This is a genomic window from Shewanella sp. SR1 (assembly GCF_020447145.1).
In the GTDB taxonomy this organism is placed as follows: domain Bacteria; phylum Pseudomonadota; class Gammaproteobacteria; order Enterobacterales; family Shewanellaceae; genus Shewanella; species Shewanella baltica.
Window position 1 is genome coordinate 159,840 of sequence record NZ_JAJAEF010000003.1, and the last position, 18,174, is coordinate 178,013.

21 protein-coding genes are annotated in these 18,174 nt (G+C 45.8%); 9 read left to right on the forward strand and 12 right to left on the reverse strand.

Annotation, left to right across the window (positions count from 1 at the left end; translation table 11 throughout):
- Nucleotides 1–41 precede the first annotated feature (41 nt).
- From tusD to KV201_RS04160, 4 genes are read left to right on the forward strand one after another with little or no spacing between them, the layout of a single operon-like run.
- Nucleotides 42–431 (forward strand): sulfurtransferase complex subunit TusD, encoded by a 390-nt coding sequence (tusD, locus tag KV201_RS04145; RefSeq protein ID WP_226058590.1) that lies wholly within the window; start codon nt 42–44, stop codon nt 429–431.
- Nucleotides 432–445: 14 nt separating this feature from the next.
- Nucleotides 446–802, forward strand: coding sequence for a sulfurtransferase complex subunit TusC (gene tusC, locus KV201_RS04150; protein ID WP_012089236.1), 357 nt, complete (start codon nt 446–448; stop codon nt 800–802).
- Nucleotides 802–1,083 (forward strand): sulfurtransferase complex subunit TusB, encoded by a 282-nt coding sequence (gene tusB / locus KV201_RS04155; protein ID WP_006081641.1) that lies wholly within the window; start codon nt 802–804, stop codon nt 1,081–1,083. The genes tusC and tusB overlap by 1 nt, the downstream gene beginning before the upstream one ends.
- The gene (locus KV201_RS04160; RefSeq protein ID WP_226058591.1) at nt 1,077–1,415 is read left to right on the forward strand and encodes a TusE/DsrC/DsvC family sulfur relay protein; all 339 of its coding nucleotides are present in this window, start codon (nt 1,077–1,079) and stop codon (nt 1,413–1,415) included. Before tusB ends, KV201_RS04160 begins: the two co-directional genes overlap by 7 nt.
- Before the next feature lie 143 nt (nt 1,416–1,558).
- Here KV201_RS04160 and KV201_RS22510 read toward each other — a convergent pair whose 3' ends face one another.
- The 7 genes from KV201_RS22510 to lrp all read right to left on the reverse strand — a co-directional run bounded on the left by KV201_RS22510 (nt 1,559) and on the right by lrp (nt 9,006).
- Nucleotides 1,559–1,681: a hypothetical protein gene (locus KV201_RS22510; RefSeq protein WP_006081643.1), complete on the reverse strand. Its 123-nt coding sequence runs from the start codon at nt 1,679–1,681 to the stop codon at nt 1,559–1,561.
- A gap of 19 nt (nt 1,682–1,700) precedes the next feature.
- Complete coding sequence (serS, locus tag KV201_RS04165; RefSeq protein ID WP_226058592.1) at nt 1,701–2,987, reverse strand: serine--tRNA ligase; 1,287 nt, start codon at nt 2,985–2,987, stop codon at nt 1,701–1,703.
- Nucleotides 2,988–3,005: 18 nt separating this feature from the next.
- Entirely contained in the window at nt 3,006–3,380 is a 375-nt protein-coding gene (gene crcB / locus KV201_RS04170) for a fluoride efflux transporter CrcB (RefSeq protein ID WP_006081645.1), read from the reverse strand.
- Entirely contained in the window at nt 3,373–4,704 is a 1,332-nt protein-coding gene (locus KV201_RS04175; RefSeq protein WP_226058593.1) for a replication-associated recombination protein A, read from the reverse strand. The genes crcB and KV201_RS04175 overlap by 8 nt, the downstream gene beginning before the upstream one ends.
- An 8-nt stretch (nt 4,705–4,712) precedes the next feature.
- A complete protein-coding gene (lolA, locus tag KV201_RS04180) occupies nt 4,713–5,345 on the reverse strand; it encodes an outer membrane lipoprotein chaperone LolA (protein WP_226058594.1) in 633 nt (210 codons plus the stop codon).
- Between the two features lie 56 nt (nt 5,346–5,401).
- Nucleotides 5,402–8,155: a DNA translocase FtsK gene (locus KV201_RS04185; RefSeq protein WP_226058595.1), complete on the reverse strand. Its 2,754-nt coding sequence runs from the start codon at nt 8,153–8,155 to the stop codon at nt 5,402–5,404.
- 344 nt (nt 8,156–8,499) lie between these two features.
- Nucleotides 8,500–9,006: a leucine-responsive transcriptional regulator Lrp gene (gene lrp / locus KV201_RS04190; protein ID WP_006081649.1), complete on the reverse strand. Its 507-nt coding sequence runs from the start codon at nt 9,004–9,006 to the stop codon at nt 8,500–8,502.
- Nucleotides 9,007–9,185: 179 nt separating this feature from the next.
- Here lrp and ald point away from each other — a divergent pair, with 179 nt between their 5' ends.
- Together ald and trxB are read left to right on the forward strand one after the other, a co-directional pair.
- The gene (ald, locus tag KV201_RS04195) at nt 9,186–10,301 is read left to right on the forward strand and encodes an alanine dehydrogenase (RefSeq protein WP_226058596.1); all 1,116 of its coding nucleotides are present in this window, start codon (nt 9,186–9,188) and stop codon (nt 10,299–10,301) included.
- A 340-nt stretch (nt 10,302–10,641) separates the two neighbouring features.
- Nucleotides 10,642–11,595, forward strand: a complete 954-nt coding sequence (gene trxB / locus KV201_RS04200; RefSeq protein ID WP_011846834.1) for a thioredoxin-disulfide reductase — start codon at nt 10,642–10,644, stop codon at nt 11,593–11,595.
- Nucleotides 11,596–11,846: 251 nt separating this feature from the next.
- Here the strand turns inward: trxB and rplT are convergent, their stop codons facing one another.
- The 4 genes from rplT to thrS form a co-directional block, all read right to left on the reverse strand.
- On the reverse strand, nt 11,847–12,203 hold the full coding sequence (gene rplT, locus KV201_RS04205) for a 50S ribosomal protein L20 (protein ID WP_006081652.1): 357 nt from the start codon (nt 12,201–12,203) through the stop codon (nt 11,847–11,849).
- A gap of 16 nt (nt 12,204–12,219) precedes the next feature.
- On the reverse strand, nt 12,220–12,414 hold the full coding sequence (rpmI, locus tag KV201_RS04210) for a 50S ribosomal protein L35 (RefSeq protein ID WP_006081653.1): 195 nt from the start codon (nt 12,412–12,414) through the stop codon (nt 12,220–12,222).
- An 84-nt stretch (nt 12,415–12,498) separates the two neighbouring features.
- Nucleotides 12,499–13,041, reverse strand: coding sequence for a translation initiation factor IF-3 (infC, locus tag KV201_RS04215; RefSeq protein WP_012089240.1), 543 nt, complete (start codon nt 13,039–13,041; stop codon nt 12,499–12,501).
- A 3-nt stretch (nt 13,042–13,044) separates the two neighbouring features.
- On the reverse strand, nt 13,045–14,973 hold the full coding sequence (thrS, locus tag KV201_RS04220) for a threonine--tRNA ligase (protein WP_011846833.1): 1,929 nt from the start codon (nt 14,971–14,973) through the stop codon (nt 13,045–13,047).
- Between the two features lie 291 nt (nt 14,974–15,264).
- Here thrS and KV201_RS04225 point away from each other — a divergent pair, with 291 nt between their 5' ends.
- Entirely contained in the window at nt 15,265–15,498 is a 234-nt protein-coding gene (locus KV201_RS04225; protein ID WP_226058597.1) for a hypothetical protein, read from the forward strand.
- A 315-nt stretch (nt 15,499–15,813) separates the two neighbouring features.
- Nucleotides 15,814–16,014 (forward strand): CPXCG motif-containing cysteine-rich protein, encoded by a 201-nt coding sequence (locus KV201_RS04230; protein ID WP_006087488.1) that lies wholly within the window; start codon nt 15,814–15,816, stop codon nt 16,012–16,014.
- A gap of 34 nt (nt 16,015–16,048) precedes the next feature.
- On the opposite strand, the gene KV201_RS04235 is transcribed toward KV201_RS04230, so the two are convergent.
- A complete protein-coding gene (locus KV201_RS04235; RefSeq protein ID WP_226058598.1) occupies nt 16,049–16,672 on the reverse strand; it encodes a riboflavin synthase subunit alpha in 624 nt (207 codons plus the stop codon).
- 33 nt (nt 16,673–16,705) lie between these two features.
- Between KV201_RS04235 and KV201_RS04240 the strand changes: the two genes are divergently transcribed.
- The gene (locus KV201_RS04240) at nt 16,706–18,085 is read left to right on the forward strand and encodes an MATE family efflux transporter (protein WP_006081659.1); all 1,380 of its coding nucleotides are present in this window, start codon (nt 16,706–16,708) and stop codon (nt 18,083–18,085) included.
- Nucleotides 18,086–18,174: the final 89 nt, after the last annotated feature.

Sequence of the window (18,174 nt, forward strand, 5' to 3'; positions counted from 1 at the left end):
GCGTTAGAATGGCCCTACTTTTTGGGCCATTTTTATTTTAAATGAGCAAATTTATTATCCAAGTGAACGGGCCCGCTTATGGCACGTCGGCGAGTGTTAACGCCTTACGCTTTTCCCAAGCTGCACTTTTGGCTGGGCATCAGATTATCTGTGTGTTTTTTTATCAAGACGGCGTGTATAACTCCACAGATTTAAGCTTACCCGCCTCCGATGAAAACGATGTGATCAGTGACTGGAAAAAGCTCGCGCAATCCCATCAGTTCCCGTTAGTCAATTGCGTTTCAGCAGCGCTGCGCCGTGGGATTGTAAGCAAGCAAGATGCTAGCGAGAATGGCCTAAGCCACTGGAATGTGGGCGAGTCATTTATCATGGGCGGTTTAGGCGAGCTTGTCACCGGCATTGAATCGGCCGATCGTTTGATCAGTTTTTAACTCTCAGGGTGACTATGAAAAAATTGTGTATCCTATTTCGCTGTTCGCCACACGGTACTGTTCGTGGCCGCGAAGGTTTAGATCTCGCCCTGCTAAGCGCTAGCTTTGAGCAAGAAGTAAGTTTAGTGTTTGTCGATGAAGGTGTGCTGCATTTGATTAAAGATCAACAGCCTGAGCTTATCGGCGCTAAAGATTACATCTCTACCTTTAAAGCACTGCCGCTGTACGATATCGAGTCGGTATTTGTCTGTAAGCAATCCTTAGCCGACTACGGCTTAAGCCATGGCTTACTGTCAGTTCCTGTTACTGTGGTCAACGATGAAGCCATAGCAGCCCATTTAAAACGGGTGGATGAGGTCTTAGTATTCTGATGATTTTACATCATATTCAAACATCTCCCAGCCGAGATAGTGCGTTGAAACTCTGCTTACGTTACGCCTGTAAGGAAGATGCGATTCTACTATCGAGCGATGGCGTGAACGCGTTACTGCTGCGTCAATGGGCAATGGCATTATCGCCCTTCAAGCTCATGGTCTTAAAAGACGATGTCGTCGCACGCGGCCTATCTGAGCGTTTAAAGAACGTGACGCTTATCGATTACAATGAGTTTGTGGCTCAATCATTACTCCATGACAAGGTGATAACGTGGTAAATCCATTGCAATTTAATGGCGCAGAAATCGCCCGTGACCATCAAGGTTATTTAAAAGATCTCAACGATTGGCAACCAGATATGGCTTTACTATTGGCGGCAGAAGAGCAAATCATGCTTACGCCCGCCCATTGGGAAGTGATTAACTTTGTTCGCGATTTTTATCTTGAATACAAAACGAGCCCTGCTATTCGCGTATTAGTCAAAGCTATTGGCCAAGCTTTAGGGCCAGACAAAGGCAATTCAAAGTACTTATATACCTTGTTTCCTATTGGGCCAGCAAAACAAGCTACCAAAATTGCGGGCCTGCCAAAGCCAGCTAAATGCATTTAATCGTATAGGTTAAGTCATCACACTTAACTCAATATTGAACGTAAGCGTCAAATATGAGCATTGAACATCAATATGGCACAAACAAAAAGGCATGTTCCCTTGGGAAACATGCCTTTCTTTTTACTTGAACAAAGTTAATAGGGTTATTTGACGTTTTCTAGCACAACCCAGACGGCTTTGCCTATGGTCGCCAACATCACCGCAAAAAATACAGCAATGACAGCGGTATAGGAAAGCCAACGGAGATAGCGCTGGCCTTTATCCATAGTATTATTTTGCGTTCCATTAGCCTATTTGAGTCAAGCCGCCCATGTAGGGACGCAGCACTTCAGGGATTGTGATACTGCCGTCAGCATTTTGATAGTTTTCTAAAATAGCGACTAAGGTACGACCCACAGCTAAACCGGAACCGTTTAAAGTATGCAGTAACGCGGGCTTATTATCTGCTTTCACGCGGTAACGTGCTTGCATACGACGTGCTTGGAAATCCTTCATGTTTGAACAAGAAGAAATTTCACGATAAGTGTTTTGTGCCGGTAACCAGACTTCGATGTCGTAGGTTTTGCTTGAGCCAAAGCCCATATCGCCAGTACATAAAATCACAGTACGGTACGGCAGACCTAAACGTTGCAATACAGTTTCAGCGTGACCGGTTAGCGCTTCGAGCGCCGCCATTGAATCTTCCGGCTTAACGATTTGCACCATTTCAACTTTATCGAACTGATGCTGACGGATCAGACCACGGGTATCTTTGCCGTATGAGCCCGCTTCGCTGCGGAAACATGCGGTATGCGCGGTTAACTTAATTGGCAGCTCGTCTTCATCAACAATGCTATCGCGCACTAAGTTGGTTAATGGCACTTCGGCAGTTGGGATCAAGCTTAAGCCTTGGCCTTCTTCGGTGGCAGGTTTAGTGTGGAATAAGTCTTCACCAAACTTAGGCAGTTGACCTGTGCCCAGTAAGCTTGCTTCATTAACCAGTAACGGCACATAGGCTTCGGTATAACCGTGCTCTGTGGTGTGCAAGTCCAGCATGAACTGACCAATGGCGCGGTTTAAACGGGCAATTTGGCCTTTCATCACGATGAAACGTGAGCCAGTGATTTTCACTGCATTTTTAAAATCTAAACCGTTTAGGCCTTCGCCTAAATCGATATGATCTTTAATTGGGAAATCAAAAGTGCGTGGCGTGCCCCAGCGGCGAACTTCAACGTTCTCCGTTTCATCGGCACCGATTGGCGCGGATTCGTCTGGCAGGTTTGGCATTGACATGGCAATGGCATTCACTTCTTCAAGCACAGCCGCCAGTTCAATCTTTTTGGCATCCAGCTGTGAACCTAAATCGCCCACTTGCGCCATTATCGCTTCAACATCTTCACCACGGGCTTTAGCTTGGCCAATAGATTTGGAGATGGCATTACGCGACGCTTGTAATTCTTCGGTAGCCACTTGCAGTGACTTACGCTTTTCTTCTAATTGAGTGAGGTGAGCTATGTCTAAAATAAAGCCACGGGTGGCCAGTCGCTCAGCGGTAACTTCTAATTCGTTGCGCAAAAATTTAGGATCTAACATGTGATATATTCTTAATAGTTAAATGCGAGAAAAAACCAGTTGCTGACCTAAGTACACCATAAATAAACATAGACTTAGATTCAACACCACATTCAAAGTCGCCTTCAGCCAATCCCCTTCTTGCAACAGCAATAAGGTTTCATTAGAGAAAGTCGAAAACGTTGTCAAAGCGCCCAACAGGCCGATACCGATCAGCGCTTTGAGTTCTGGGCTGATATGACTCATTTGCCCCAGTGCGTAAATTACGCCCATTAAAAATGAACCGAGGACATTAACCAACAGTGTACCAAAAGGAAAACTGCTGCCAAATACTTGGATCATGAATATTGAAATAAGATAGCGAAAAACAGCCCCAATTGAACCACCTAGCGCCACAAGTAAGAGATTATTCATATCTTTTGTGCTCGCTGGCTTGATCTAACAGGGCTAATTGCGCCAACTTATCTTTGATTCGCTTCTCGAACCCTCGCTCAGTCGGAAAATAAAACTGCGCTGTTTGCAGGGATTCGGGGAAATAATTTTCACCACTGGCATAGGCATTGGCTTCATCGTGGGCATATCGATACCCTGCTCCCATGCCAATGTCTTTCATTAACTGAGTCGGTGCATTGCGTAAATGGTGCGGCACTTCGACTTGCCCAGTATCGCGAGCTAACTCACGCGCGGCCTTAAATGCGGTATAGACAGCATTACTCTTAGGCGCGCTGGCAAGATAAACAATGGCTTGTGCTATTGCTCGTTCACCTTCGGCTGGGCCAACACGGTGAAAACAATCCCAGGCATTAAGCGCTATGGTCATCGCCGCAGGATCGGCATTGCCGACATCTTCAGAGGCAATTGCCAGTAAGCGCCTTGCGACATACAGCGGATCGCCGCCGCCTTCTAATATTCGACAAAACCAATACAGCGCCGCATCGGGTGCTGAACCGCGGATTGATTTATGGACGGCTGAGATTAAATCGTAAAACTGATCGCCGTTCTTATCGAATCCGGCAACTTGGTGCCCCGCCACTTGGATCAACATATCAGTGGTAAAGGTGCCACCGTCGATGAGCATATCACTCATCAACTCAATTAGATTTAACGCTTTACGGGCATCACCATCACAAAGTTGCGCCAGTGTGGTGAGCACATCGGTTGGCATCACAAATTGGCGTTGGCCTAAGCCTCGCTCGGTATCGCTTAAGGCTTGAGTCACTATGTGGGCGATCTCATCATGGCTTAAGCGCTTGATAAGATAAACCCGTGCCCGCGAGAGCAGCGCATTGTTGATTTCAAAGGATGGGTTTTCAGTGGTCGCACCGATAAAAATCACAGTGCCATCTTCAATAAATGGCAGAAATGCATCCTGCTGGCTCTTATTGAATCGGTGGACTTCATCGACAAACAATAACGTGCGTTGACCACGGGATTCAGCCACGGCTTTCGCTTGCTCAATCGCCGCGCGAATATCTTTGACGCCAGAGGTGACCGCAGAGATGCGTTCAACGTGCGCATTTGAATAATGTGCAATTAATTCGGCTAAGGTCGTTTTACCTGTGCCCGGCGGCCCCCACAACATCATGGAATGGGCGCGCCCCGCTTCCAATGCTTTGCGTAGCGGCTGGCCTTCACCCAGTAAATGGGCTTGGCCTATGTACTCAGCGATCGTTCTTGGCCGCATACGTGCGGCCAAGGGACGAAAGTCGGGGGCGAAATTAAAGGATAAACTGCTCACGCTATCGCCTAGTGCGCTGTTTTACGACGTTGATCATCAACATCGACATCGACATTGTCAGGCAGCACAAAGCTGAACAGCGCTTTGTCTTTATCAGTAATCGCTTGCTGATTGCTCAAATCAAATTGGCTCAAGTTACCTTTGTCATCGGCAACATTAAAGTTGGCTAACTGGGCATTTTTGAAACACACCTTGACGGACAATATGCCCGAATCAATCGCTTTAGGTTTGATCTCATAGCAGTCTTGTTGCTTGGTCACTGAATACTGTGACCAAGTGGCATCGTCGCGGTGGACTAACAAAGCAATAGGCGAAGCATTAATGGCTTCAGCAAAATCCATGATGACCACTTCTTCGGCGAAGGGATTGTAAATCCATAAATCTTTACCATCGGCGACAATTTGCGATTCATCGGGTTGAGTTAAATGCCAATAAAACTGATTTGGATACGCCAAGGCAAAGATACCAGAACCCGTCTGAATGACCTTTTTATTGACGTCAGTCACGGTTTGTTTGAAATCGGCTTTTAGTGAAGCAGTACCAATCAACTTGTCTCTTAACTGCTGCGCATCATCGGCAAACACAGTCGCGCTAAATAGTAAAGGTGAAGCTAACAACACAGCGCATAATCGTTTTTTCATTTTATTCCTTACCCTGTAAAACCTTTGGGTGTATCAAAGCCACGCCTCAGCGCGGCTTAATAATGTTTTGGTGCCGGCGGCGCTAAGACCTCACGGTTACCGTTGTGGCCTTGAGCCGAAACGATACCTTGGGCTTCCATCTGTTCAATAATGCGCGCTGCACGGTTATAACCAATCTTAAATTTACGCTGTACGCTTGAAATCGAGCCGCGACGGGTTTCAGTCACAAAGGCGACGGCTTCATCGTAGAGTGGATCATATTCTTCATCGGTTTCTGCAGTTTCACCCGGTAGTAAGACTTGCTCACCATCGCTGGCACCATTGAGAATTTCATCGATATATTGCGGTTTACCACGGGCGCACCAATCGGCAACGACGCGGTGAACTTCATGATCGTCAACAAAGGCGCCATGGACACGGTTTGGAACCGCAGTACCCGGTGGCAAGAACAACATATCCCCCATACCGAGTAAGGTTTCAGCACCCTGTTGATCTAAAATGGTGCGCGAATCGATACGCGATGACACTTGGAACGCCATACGTGTCGGAATGTTAGCTTTAATCAAGCCAGTAATCACATCCACTGACGGTCTTTGGGTTGCCAGAATCAAATGTATGCCTGCAGCGCGGGCCTTTTGCGCGATACGGGCAATCAACTCTTCAACTTTCTTACCGACAATCATCATCATGTCAGCAAATTCATCGACCACGACAACAATCGATGGCAGCTTATCTAACGCAGGCGCTTCAGGCTCCATGCTGTCGGATGACTTCCACATAGGATCTAAAATCACTTCGCCATTGGCTTTCGCTTCGGCAATTTTGGCGTTATAGCCCTTGATGTTACGCACGCCCATCATAGACATTAGCTTGTAGCGACGTTCCATCTCGCCCACACACCAACGCAGTGCATTGGCGGCCTCTTTCATATCGGTAACCACTTCACAGAGCAAATGCGGAATGCCTTCATAGACAGACAGTTCCAACATCTTTGGGTCGATCATGATAAAGCGCACATCTTCTGGGCCAGACTTGTACAGTAAGCTGGTGATCATCACGTTTACGCCCACAGACTTACCTGAACCTGTGGTACCAGCAACTAACAAATGTGGCATTTTTCCAAGGTCAACCACGACTGGGTCGCCGGCAATATCTTGACCTAACACCATAGTTAAGTTGGATTTGCTGTCGGTAAAGGCGGCGCAATCTAACACATCGCGCATAAACACGGTTTCACGGAATTTATTCGGCAGCTCGAGTCCGACATAAGCCTTGCCCGGGATAACTTCAACCACGCGCACACTTTCAGCCAGCAGTGAACGGGCTAAATCCTTCGACAGATTAGAGATTTTTGACGCTTTAACGCCAGGCGCTAATTCTAATTCGAAGCGCGTGATCACAGGCCCTGGATACACACCCACCACATTGGCGATGATGTTGAAATCGGCTAACTTCACTTCAACTAGACGAGCGACTTGATCTAACTCTTCAGGGCTAATCGGGTTTTTCTTACGATCTGGCACATCAAGCAAATTGATGCTGGGTAACGGGTCCATTGGTTTTTTCGGCGCGGGTTTATCTTCTTGTCCCGGTAACACCACAATGCCATCTACAATCTTCGCTTTTTGATCCTGCTTTTTACGCTGGGCTTGATTCACGGCGCCTGTTGAGGCTTTTGTATCAAAATCAATGACGTCATCATCGGTAAAACCTAAGCTTTCATCGTCATCTTCCGTCAAGATTTGGCTGTTAAACACAGGCTCATTGTCGTCGTGATCGAATGAATGCGAATTGAAGTCGGCTCTTTCTTGCTCATCATTTCTTGCATGTTGAGGTTCGGCTAACCAAGGTGGCGCTTCAAAATTGCCATGGGCGGCAAAATCCTCTTGATCGATTTGAGGCTCAACCCTTTGTGCATTTTTGCTTTTACTGCCATTCAAACTCAAAATTTTTGCAAGGGCCGATAGCTTGGTTTTTTGTGGTGCAATTTCGTCAGTATTAATGCTTTCGGTAATAAACCCATCATCTGCGGCAGTAGACAGGGTTGGGGTTATTTCGGCTCTGCGGCCAATATGACGTTCACGCACCTTTGGCGTTGCAAAGACTGGCGGCTTCTCAAGCACGTATTGTGATTCGCGGCGCTGTTTAAACTTATCAACCACAGACATAAAACCACGGGTATCTTCGGTTTCACGCTCACGTTTCATCGCTTGCGGTAATAATTTAAGTTTCTTATAAATCCAAATAGAGATTAAGCCGATTTTCTCGACCACGGTCAGCCAGCTGATCCCCGTCAACAGGGTAAAGCCAGAACCTAAGAAGCACAGCAGCAATAAGGTGGTGCCGAGTTTGTTGAAATACGGCAGCATGGCTTGGCCGATCACATCGCCCGCCACTCCGCCTGCCGAAAACTCGTAGATGTTGTTGGCGTTCATACTCGCTAATGCAGAAAACCCAAGGATGATCAGCAAAAATCCAATCAATCTCAGGGCCACTGAAAAGTAATCAACTTCGAGCAAATGATGGGCGCGTTTGAACAGCAGCCAGCCGGTCGACGCGACAATGATTGGCATGATGTAAGCCGTGACGCCGAAGAAATATAACAGAATATCGGCTATCCAAGCCCCTACTGCTCCGGTCCAGTTTTTAATATCGCCTTGAAAATGCGACTGACTCCAACCAGGATCAGACGGACTAAAACTCGTCAATGCGAGTAAAATATAAGTGGCGAGGACACAACAAATGATGAGTCCGCCTTCCAGCAGACGTTGCAGGCCAGTGAGCGTGCGTACACTATTTCCTTGAGACAAACGACGTAATCCATAAAAAGTGAAAACAGGTGGCCTAACGATACCAGAATCCCACTAAATGTGGAGCACATTAGCCTGTTTTTCTGTGCAGAATTGGCCATGATTGGCAAAAATTAACCTATTGGGGTGTTTAAGTGTGCTTTTGGAGAGGAATGAGTTATTACACAAACACTTCCGTTAACAACTCTGCTTAAAAATGCCACAAAAATAAGCCCCTAAGTTGGCGAACTTAAGGGCTATAACAAGGTTAGTCGTCGTAGGTGTTAAACGGGATAGTTGTGCTGACTTGAACAATAAATAAGGGGCCTAAGCCCCTTATTGTAAAACCAAACAATCAGGGTAATTTAGATATCTGAGAGTAGATGATTTATCGCTACGCGACTGGTGTGTTTAACCTCTTCCATCACGACATAAGTGCGCGTGTCGGAAACAGAAGGTAATTTCAACAAGGTTTCACCTAACAAGCGACGATAAGCCGACATATCTGAAACACGAGTTTTCAGTAAGTAGTCAAAATCGCCTGAAACCAGATGACATTCTTGAATGTCGTCGAGTAACTGCACTGCACGGTTAAACTTATCAAACACTTCGGGAGTATCACGGCTTAAGGTGATTTCCACGAATACCAGTAGGGATGCACCCAGGAAATGAGGATTGACCAATGCGGTATAGCCATTGATATAACCTTGCTTTTCGAGTCGTTTCACTCTTTCTAAACACGGAGTTGGACTAAGTCCGACTCTTTTTGATAATTCCACATTAGAAATGCGGCCATCAAGTTGTAATTCGTTAAGAATGTTGCGATCGATGCGATCCAAGTCTTTTACAGGACTCTTTTTATTATATGCCATTTATTTAACCTTGCTTTATCACTAAAACAACATTTTATTCTACGTATGCCGAAAGTTCAGCAGCATAAACTGCGTCGCCGATACTATACTAGATATCCCTGAATTAATCACGTTCAGGTCACGATAAAATAACAATTATGCCCATTAAAAGTGGGTTTTCAGGCAATTGAGGCTCAAAGATGATTATTGGTGTTCCCAAGGAAATTAAAAACCACGAATATCGTGTCGGTATGGTTCCTTCTAGTGTTCGCGAGTTAGCGATCAAAGGTCACGAAGTTTTTGTAGAAACAAATGCTGGCACAGGTATTGGTTTTTCAGATCAAGATTATATTGATGCTGGCGCCACAATTTTAGCGACTGCTGCTGAAGTTTTCTCTAAAGCGCAGATGATTGTAAAAGTAAAAGAGCCTCAAGCAGTTGAACGCGCTATGTTGCGTCACGATCAGATTTTATTTACTTATCTGCATCTTGCGCCAGATTTACCGCAAACTGAAGATTTAATTAAAAGTGGTGCCGTATGTATCGCTTACGAAACTGTGACTGACGACCGTGGTGGCCTGCCCTTACTTGCCCCAATGTCAGAAGTTGCTGGCCGTATGTCCATCCAAGCTGGCGCTATGGCATTAGAGAAATCTTCTGGTGGTCGCGGTATGTTACTGGGCGGCGTTCCAGGGGTTGAACCGGCTAAAGTCGTTATCATTGGCGGCGGTATGGTCGGTACTAACGCTGCACAAATGGCGGTTGGCATGGGTGCTGATGTGGTTGTACTTGACCGTAGCATTGATGCACTGCGTCGCTTAAATGTGCAATTCGGCTCTGCCGTAAAAGCCATTTACTCTACTGCTGATGCAATTGAACGTCATGTTATTGAAGCCGATCTTGTGATCGGTGGCGTACTGATCCCAGGTGCTGCGGCACCCAAATTGGTTACCCGTAGCATGATTTCACGTATGAAGCCGGGCAGTGCCATCGTTGACGTAGCAATCGATCAAGGCGGTTGTGTTGAAACTTCACACGCAACCACTCACCAAGATCCAACTTATATCGTTGATGATGTTGTGCATTACTGTGTGGCGAACATGCCAGGTGCGGTTGCTCGTACTTCAACTTTCGCACTTAACAATGCAACGCTACCGTATATTCTTAAGTTAGCTAACTTAGGCTATAAAGAAGCGCTGTTGCAAGACAAGCACTTACTCAATGGCTTAAACGTGATGCACGGTAAAGTAGTCTGTAAGGAAGTGGCTCACGCCCTGAACTTAGCGTTCACCTCTCCAGTTGCATTACTAGCATAAGCTTTTAGGTAGTTTAAGCTTTCGATGTAACATTGCGTTTGCTTTACCTAGCAAATGATCCAAATCGGCCTTGACTCTGTTGAGGCCGATTTTTTATTGGCTAGAACCAAAGCTCAAGCATGCGAATCGATAATCTCCCGTATCCAAACTTGTCCCGTGCTTTCGCTAGTGATGCCCTCTCAAGCTGTTTATTTCGCCGCAGTAAAGTAAAACTGACACTCTGAATACCAAAGCGCACTGACTCGATTAGCGCAATCTAAAAGAATCGCCCTCCAACACTTTACCCCCACAGGTAAATTCCCTACAATCCTTGCAATTTGCTAAAGGCACGGAGATAAAAATGAGCCAGGTCAGACATTGTAACTTATTGATTTTGGGTTCAGGCCCAGCAGGATATACCGCAGCCGTTTATGCTGCGCGTGCTAATTTAAAACCTGTGATGATCACAGGTATGCAGCAAGGTGGTCAATTAACCACTACGACTGAAGTTGAAAACTGGCCAGGTGACGCGGATGACTTAACCGGTCCAGCGCTGATGGAACGTATGCAGAAGCATGCTGAAAAGTTCGATACTGAAATCTTGTTCGATCACATCAACGAAGTGACTCTAACTGAGCGCCCTTTCCGTTTGAAAGGCGATAACGGTGAGTACACCTGTGATGCGCTGATCATCGCAACTGGCGCTTCTGCCCGTTACTTAGGATTAGAGTCAGAAGAAGCATTCAAGGGCCGCGGTGTATCAGCCTGTGCGACCTGTGATGGTTTCTTCTATCGCAATCAAAAGGTCGCTGTGATCGGTGGCGGTAACACTGCCGTTGAAGAAGCATTGTACTTAAGCAATATTGCCGCTGAAGTGCATCTGATCCACCGTCGTGACACCTTCCGCTCAGAAAAAATTCTGATCGACCGTCTGATGGACAAAGTTGCTAATGGCAACATCATCCTTCACTTAGATCAAACCATGGATGAAGTGGTTGGTGATGCTATGGGGGTGAACGGCCTGAAGATGAAGAGCACCAAAGATGGCTCTATTACTGACTTAGCCGTTGCTGGTGTGTTCGTCGCCATTGGTCACAGTCCTAATACCGGTATTTTTGAAGGCCAGTTGGAAATGAACCACGGTTATTTAAAAGTACAGAGCGGTTTGCAAGGTAACGCCACGCAAACCAGTATCGAAGGTGTTTATGCTTGTGGTGATGTGATGGACCAACATTATCGTCAAGCGATTACTTCTGCGGGCACAGGCTGTATGGCCGCACTCGATGCTGAGCGTTATTTAGACGCTAAAAAGTAACTAGACTCGATTTTTCAACGAATAGCAGGCTAAGCCTGCTATTTTTTTAGCCCAAAATCGTTAAGAGATAGCAAATTTTTTTGCGGGCTTACCAATTAGCACTGTTCACGCGTGTTAGTGTCTTTGCTTCACGATGCTTTTAGATGAGCGCTTATAAGTGTTTAGGTAAATAACATCATTGGGTTAAGTCAAAAATGGCGCACAAAAAAAGGGACCAAATGGTCCCTTCTCTACAGCAACAAACTAATTTCTTAGTTTAACGCTTCTTTTGCTTTTTCAACTAAAGTTGCAAATACAACTTTGTCGAATACAGCGATGTCAGCCAAAATCTTACGATCGATTTCGATAGACGCCTTTTTCAGACCGTTGATGAAACGGCTGTAAGACAGACCATTTTGACGAGCGGCAGCATTAATACGTGCAATCCAAAGTTGACGGAATTGACGTTTTTTCTGACGACGGTCACGATAAGCATATTGACCAGCTTTAGTTACTGCTTGAACAGCAACACGGTAAGTACGGCTACGAGCGCCATAATAACCTTTAGCTAGTTTTAAAACTTTCTTGTGACGAGCACGAGCGGTTACACCACGCTTAACTCTTGGCATTTTCTAAACTCCTAAATTAAGCGTAAGGTAATTGACGCGCGATTGCTGGAACGTCAGCTTTTGATACTAAACATTTGGCACGTAAGTGACGTTTACGTTTAGTGCTTTTTTTCGTCAAAATGTGACGTAAGTGTGCTTGCTTGCGCTTGAAACCATTAGCGGTTTTCTTAAAACGCTTCGCTACACCCTTGTCTGTTTTCATTTTAGGCATTTCTAAAACTCCGCATTGGGATGTTTAATAAAAAGCAAGGCGAGCAAAGGCCATAGGCCTTTGCTACTTTAAGTTTTGCCCTACTTATTTCTTTTTAGGCGCTAGCACCATAATTGCTTGTCGACCTTCCATTTTCGGGAAAGATTCAACAACCGCATACTCGTCCAAATCAGCCTTGATACGGTTCAATAGATCCATACCCAGGTTTTGGTGTGCCATTTCGCGACCTCGGAAACGTAGCGTAATCTTCGCTTTGTCCCCGTCTTCCAGAAAACGTATCAGGTTGCGTAGTTTTACCTGATAGTCGTTTTCGTCAGTTCCAGGACGGAATTTAATTTCCTTAACCTGAACCTGCTTTTGCTTCTTCTTTTGTTCCTTGGCTGACTTAGCCTTATCAAAAAGGAACTTACCGTAGTCCATAATGCGACATACTGGAGGTTCAGCATTTGGGCTGATTTCTACCAGGTCTACACCTGCTTCATCTGCCAAATTCTGAGCATCTCTGATGCTTACCACACCAATAGCTTCACCATCAATGCCAGTTAAGCGTACTTCAGGTACACCTGTTATTTCTTCATTGATTCTATTAGGGGCCGGCTGACGCCCTGCTGTTTTTTTGATCTTTATGACCTATTCCTCCAACAATTTGAGACTACGGAGCGAAATCTGTTGATGGATTTTAGTGGCGAAATCTTCAAGTCGCATCTTACCTAAATCGATACCATCACGGGTACGCACCGCTACTTCCTTATTTTCCATTTCTTGATCGCCAACGACCAACAAATAAGGGACACGCCTTAAGGTGTGTTCGCGTATTTTAAAGCCTATTTTCTCATTCCTCAAGTCAAAAGACGCTCGAATACCTTGTTCTTTGAAGAATTTTACGACTTCTTCAACATAATCAGCCTGTTTATCAGTGATATTCATCACGACAACTTGCATTGGGGCTAACCAAGTTGGGAAACGTCCTGCATATTCTTCTATCAAGATACCCAAGAATCGTTCCAAAGAGCCTAAAATGGCACGATGGATCATCACTGGGGTCTGACGGCTATTATCTTCGGCAACGTAAGTTGCACCAAGACGGCTTGGCAACGCATAATCGAGCTGCACAGTACCACATTGCCACGCACGGTCCAAACAATCGTGTAAAGTAAATTCGATTTTTGGTCCGTAGAACGCGCCTTCACCTGGCAAAATGGTGAATTCAATATTATTGTCACGCAGAGCTTGCTTAAGCGCTTCTTCCGCTCTGTCCCACATCGCATCGTCACCGATACGTTTTTCTGGGCGAGTCGACAGTTTTACCACGATATTTTCAAAGCCGAAGGTGGCGTATGTATCGTAAACCATCTGGATACAAGCACTCACTTCCTCTTGAACTTGGCTGTCAGTACAGAAAATATGGGCGTCGTCTTGGGTAAAGCCACGTACGCGCATTAATCCGTGTAACGAACCAGAAGGTTCATTACGGTGACAGCAACCAAATTCAGCCATACGTAATGGCAGGTCGCGGTAAGATTTCAACCCTTGGTTGAAGATCTGCACGTGGCCTGGGCAGTTCATTGGCTTGATTGCATATTCGCGGTTTTCACTGCTGGTCGTGAACATGGCTTCTGAGTATTTATCCCAGTGACCAGAACGTTCCCACAACACGCGGTCCATCATTAATGGACCTTTTACTTCTTGGTAAGTGTATTGGTTTAACTTACGGCGAATGAATCTTTCTAATTCGAGGAAGATGCTCCAACCGTCGTTATGCCAGAACACCATACCTGGTGCTTCTTCTTGCATGTGATACAAGTCGAGCTGCTTGCCGATTTTACGGTGGTCACGCTTAGCCGCTTCTTCAAGACGGGTTAAGTGTGTGCTCAAGGCTTTTTTGTCAGCCCAAGCAGTACCATAGATACGTTGCAACATCTTGTTTTCTGAGTTACCACGCCAGTAAGCGCCAGCAATGCTCATTAATTTGAAATGTTGGCAGAAACGCATGTTAGGTACGTGCGGTCCACGACACATATCAGTGTATTCTTCGTGATGATACAGCGCAGGCGTCGCGTCTTTGCTGATGTTTTCATCCAGAATGGCAATCTTATAATCTTCGCCACGCGCCGCGAATGTATCGCGCGCTTCTTGCCAGCTAACTACACGTTTAACTACGTCATAGTTAGTTTTGGCCAGTTGAAGCATGCGCTTTTCTAAGGCATCGATGTCATCTTGAGTCAACTTATGCTCAAGGTCGATATCATAGTAGAAGCCGTTATCAATAACAGGACCAATCGCCATCTTGGTTTCTGGCCACATTTGCTTAATCGCGTGACCTAACAAATGCGCGCAAGAATGGCGAAGAATTTCAACACCTTCTTCGTCTTTGGCGGTAATGATTGATAGTTCTGCATCGGTTTCAATGAGATCGCAAGCATCTTTTAATTCGCCATTAACGCGGCCAGCGATACAAGCTTTCGCTAAACCTGGGCCAATATCGGCGGCAACATCGAGGGTCGATACAGCATGAGCAAACTCGCGTTTGCTACCATCGGGAAGTGTAATTACAGGCATGAAATGTCCTTTCCAGTGGTGACCCACACGTAGGGCCACTTGGTTTTAGTTAATGTAAGAGAAATGCTCGCTAGGTTAAGACAGTACAGGAGTCTTAGCCGCCTTGCGTAGCAGGGCGTTTATTCTAAGGGATTGTAGCTAAAAGGCGCAAGCATATTGGCCAGAATTGGGATTGAAAGCAAAAAGCAAATTCATGATTTTGCAGTGTCTTGGTAACTTAGCGGTCATCTAACTCCCCTATTCTGGCGCCAGTTTATTAGCCATCACTGAAAACATGACAAGGGAGTTGATATGTTGAACTGCATTCTACTGGCTGTAGCACTCACGAACACAGCCGCCGCTTTACCTGAACCGCAGCATATAAGTACAAACGAACCTCAGATCGATACTCAAGTATTACTCGTTGATATTAAAAGTGAGCTTGAGCTACAGATGCAGCGTTTAACGCTGAATATTACCCAAAATGCCCGCGATGGCGTGTTACACAGCAGCGAAATGGAAGGGTTAGTCACGGTTAAGGACTAAATGCTAAAAGGGTTATTGATCCACTAAGCAAAGCATTTAACCAGAAGGTCTATCATGCTGCGTTTTGAGACCGACTTCGTCTAAGTCAGCGCACTGCACTCTGCTGTATACTCAAATAGGAAGCACTTAAATAGAAGCACTCGAATAGGACGCGCATAAACAGCACTCAGGTTTGAACATGACCAACGCGCACAACAATAGGTGCGATGAACGAACTAAGTGTGAGATGTACTGATTGAACTGAGTGATTCGCTCTATTCTATTGGGGCTCTGCTCTATTGTGGCTTTCTTCTATTAGCTATAAGGAGTTACACCATGAGAGTCATGAACAAAGTTATTGCTTGTCCCCACTGCGGGCACCATCAAGATATCAGTATCGATGCCAGCTGCGGAGATCAAGATTATTACGATGATTGCCGAATTTGTTGTAATCCCATTCACTTACGCTTACATATCGACGAATTGAGACGTACCGTTGAGCTGTATATCGATTCAGACGACGAGCAAATCTATTAAACGAGATTGCACTAAAGGCTGCGATGTCACGAGACTAACGTGCTTGTTCGTTAAAACGCCTGGCCAGCACGCGCTCGACTGTGTCGACGATAACTTGCGTTTGGCTGTCGATCTCAATATTAAGTTCATCACCCACTTTATACTGACTTAAATTGGTCAGCTTTAGGGTTTCAGGAATTAAGTGCAACTTAAAGCCGGAGTCACTCACCTCGCCTACCGTTAAGCTGCAGCCGTTAACGCCAGCAAAACCTTTATAAAAAATGTAATCCATCCATTTAGGCTCAATGCCCAGTGTCAGATCATAATGCTGTTCTGTATGGCTAATATCGACGACTTTAGCCTTGGTATGAATATGGCCAGAGAGAATGTGACCACCAATTTCACTACCAAAAGTCAACGAACGCTCAACATTAACGCTTTGACCTATAGACAAATTAGCCAGATTCGTCAGTCGCAAGGTCTCTTCCACTACGTCGAAAAATACCCTATCATCAACGACCTGAGTCACAGTAAGACATACCCCGTTATTTGCCACACTTGCACCAATCGCAAGTCCCTCATGCAAATCAGGTTCGAACGCTACCTCAAGGGTATTTAGGCCATCTTTCTTATGTATTGCAACCACCTCGCAGGTGGCTTGAACTATACCTGTAAACATTTTCTGCTCGCTTAATCGTTAAAGGCTGTATTTATGAATAATTCAGGCTATCAAGCCAAACGTTTAATCCAATTGGCGCTGCCGGTGCTAATAGCTCAGGTCACTCAGACCATGATGGGCTTTATTGATACCGTTATGGCGGGCCGTGTTAGCGCGGTTGATATGGCCGCTGTGGCGGTCGGCACTAGCCTTTGGTTACCCGCTATTCTGTTTGTCCAAGGTTTGCTGATGGCTTTTACGCCTTTATTTGCCCACTACAATGGAGCGAATAATCAAAAAGCCATCCAACCTTTGGCCTTTCAAGGTGCCTATCTTGCCATCATTGGTGGCATTGGCGTGATGATTTTCCTCGCATCAGCGCCCTTTGTGCTTGGCCATATGGATTTAGAACCCGAATTATACCGCTTAACCATTGGATATCTCGACGGTATTTTATGGGGTGCGCCCGCATTTGTGCTTTATCAAGTGCTGCGCGGCTGTAGTGAAGGGATTTCTTACACGTTACCGACTATGGTCATTGGCTTTGTCGGCTTAGCAGTGAACATCCCCGCCAACTACATCTTTATTTACGGACACTTTGGCGTACCTCCGATGGGTGGCGCTGGCTGCGGTATTGCCACTGCCTTGGTTTTTTGGGCCATGCTGATTGCCATGACGATTTATATGCAGCTGCATAAGAAATTCGCGGCCTTGGCTCCTTTCAGTAAATTTCATCGTCCTGACTTTGAAACGATGAAAAAAATGACCAAACTCGGCATGCCGATAGCAATGGCGCTGTTTTTTGAAGTGAGTTTATTTGCCATTATCGCGCTGTTACTCGCCCCATTAGGCGCAACTGTGGTGGCAAGTCACCAGATAGCACTGAACTTTTCTGCCATCGTATTTATGCTGCCGTTATCTATTGGTATCGCGGTATCGATTCGAATTGGTTACTACTTAGGCCGTGATCGCGCCGATATTTCCGCAGTGGTTACCAAAGTAGGTTTATGGCTGGCGCTGTCCCTTGCATTATCAACTGCAGTCTTGACCGTCATATTTAGATTCCAGATTGCAGAGCTTTATAATGGTGATCCTGAAGTTGTCGCTTTAGCCGGCAGCTTGATGTTAATGGCGGCACTGTATCAATTATCGGATTCAGTCCAAGTGGTTGCCGCCGGAGCCCTACGTGGTTATAAAGATACCCGCAGTGCCTTTTATATCACGCTGTTTTCCTATTGGGGCATAGGGATGTCACTCGGTTATACCTTGGCTTATACGGATCATATCGTTCCTGCCATGGGCGCCCATGGTTTCTGGGCCGGATTGATTGCAGGTCTCACCTCGGCGGCGCTGCTATTTTTCATTCGACTGCGTTATATCCAAAAACATGGCGTGCATTTGAGCCTCATCGATGGTGATAGTGTGCATCATTGATAGCATTAACGGCGAGCATCGATGCTCGCCGTTTTGTTTATCAGTTTGATTTCGATGCCTTCTCTAATACCAATCACAATCAGTTCAGA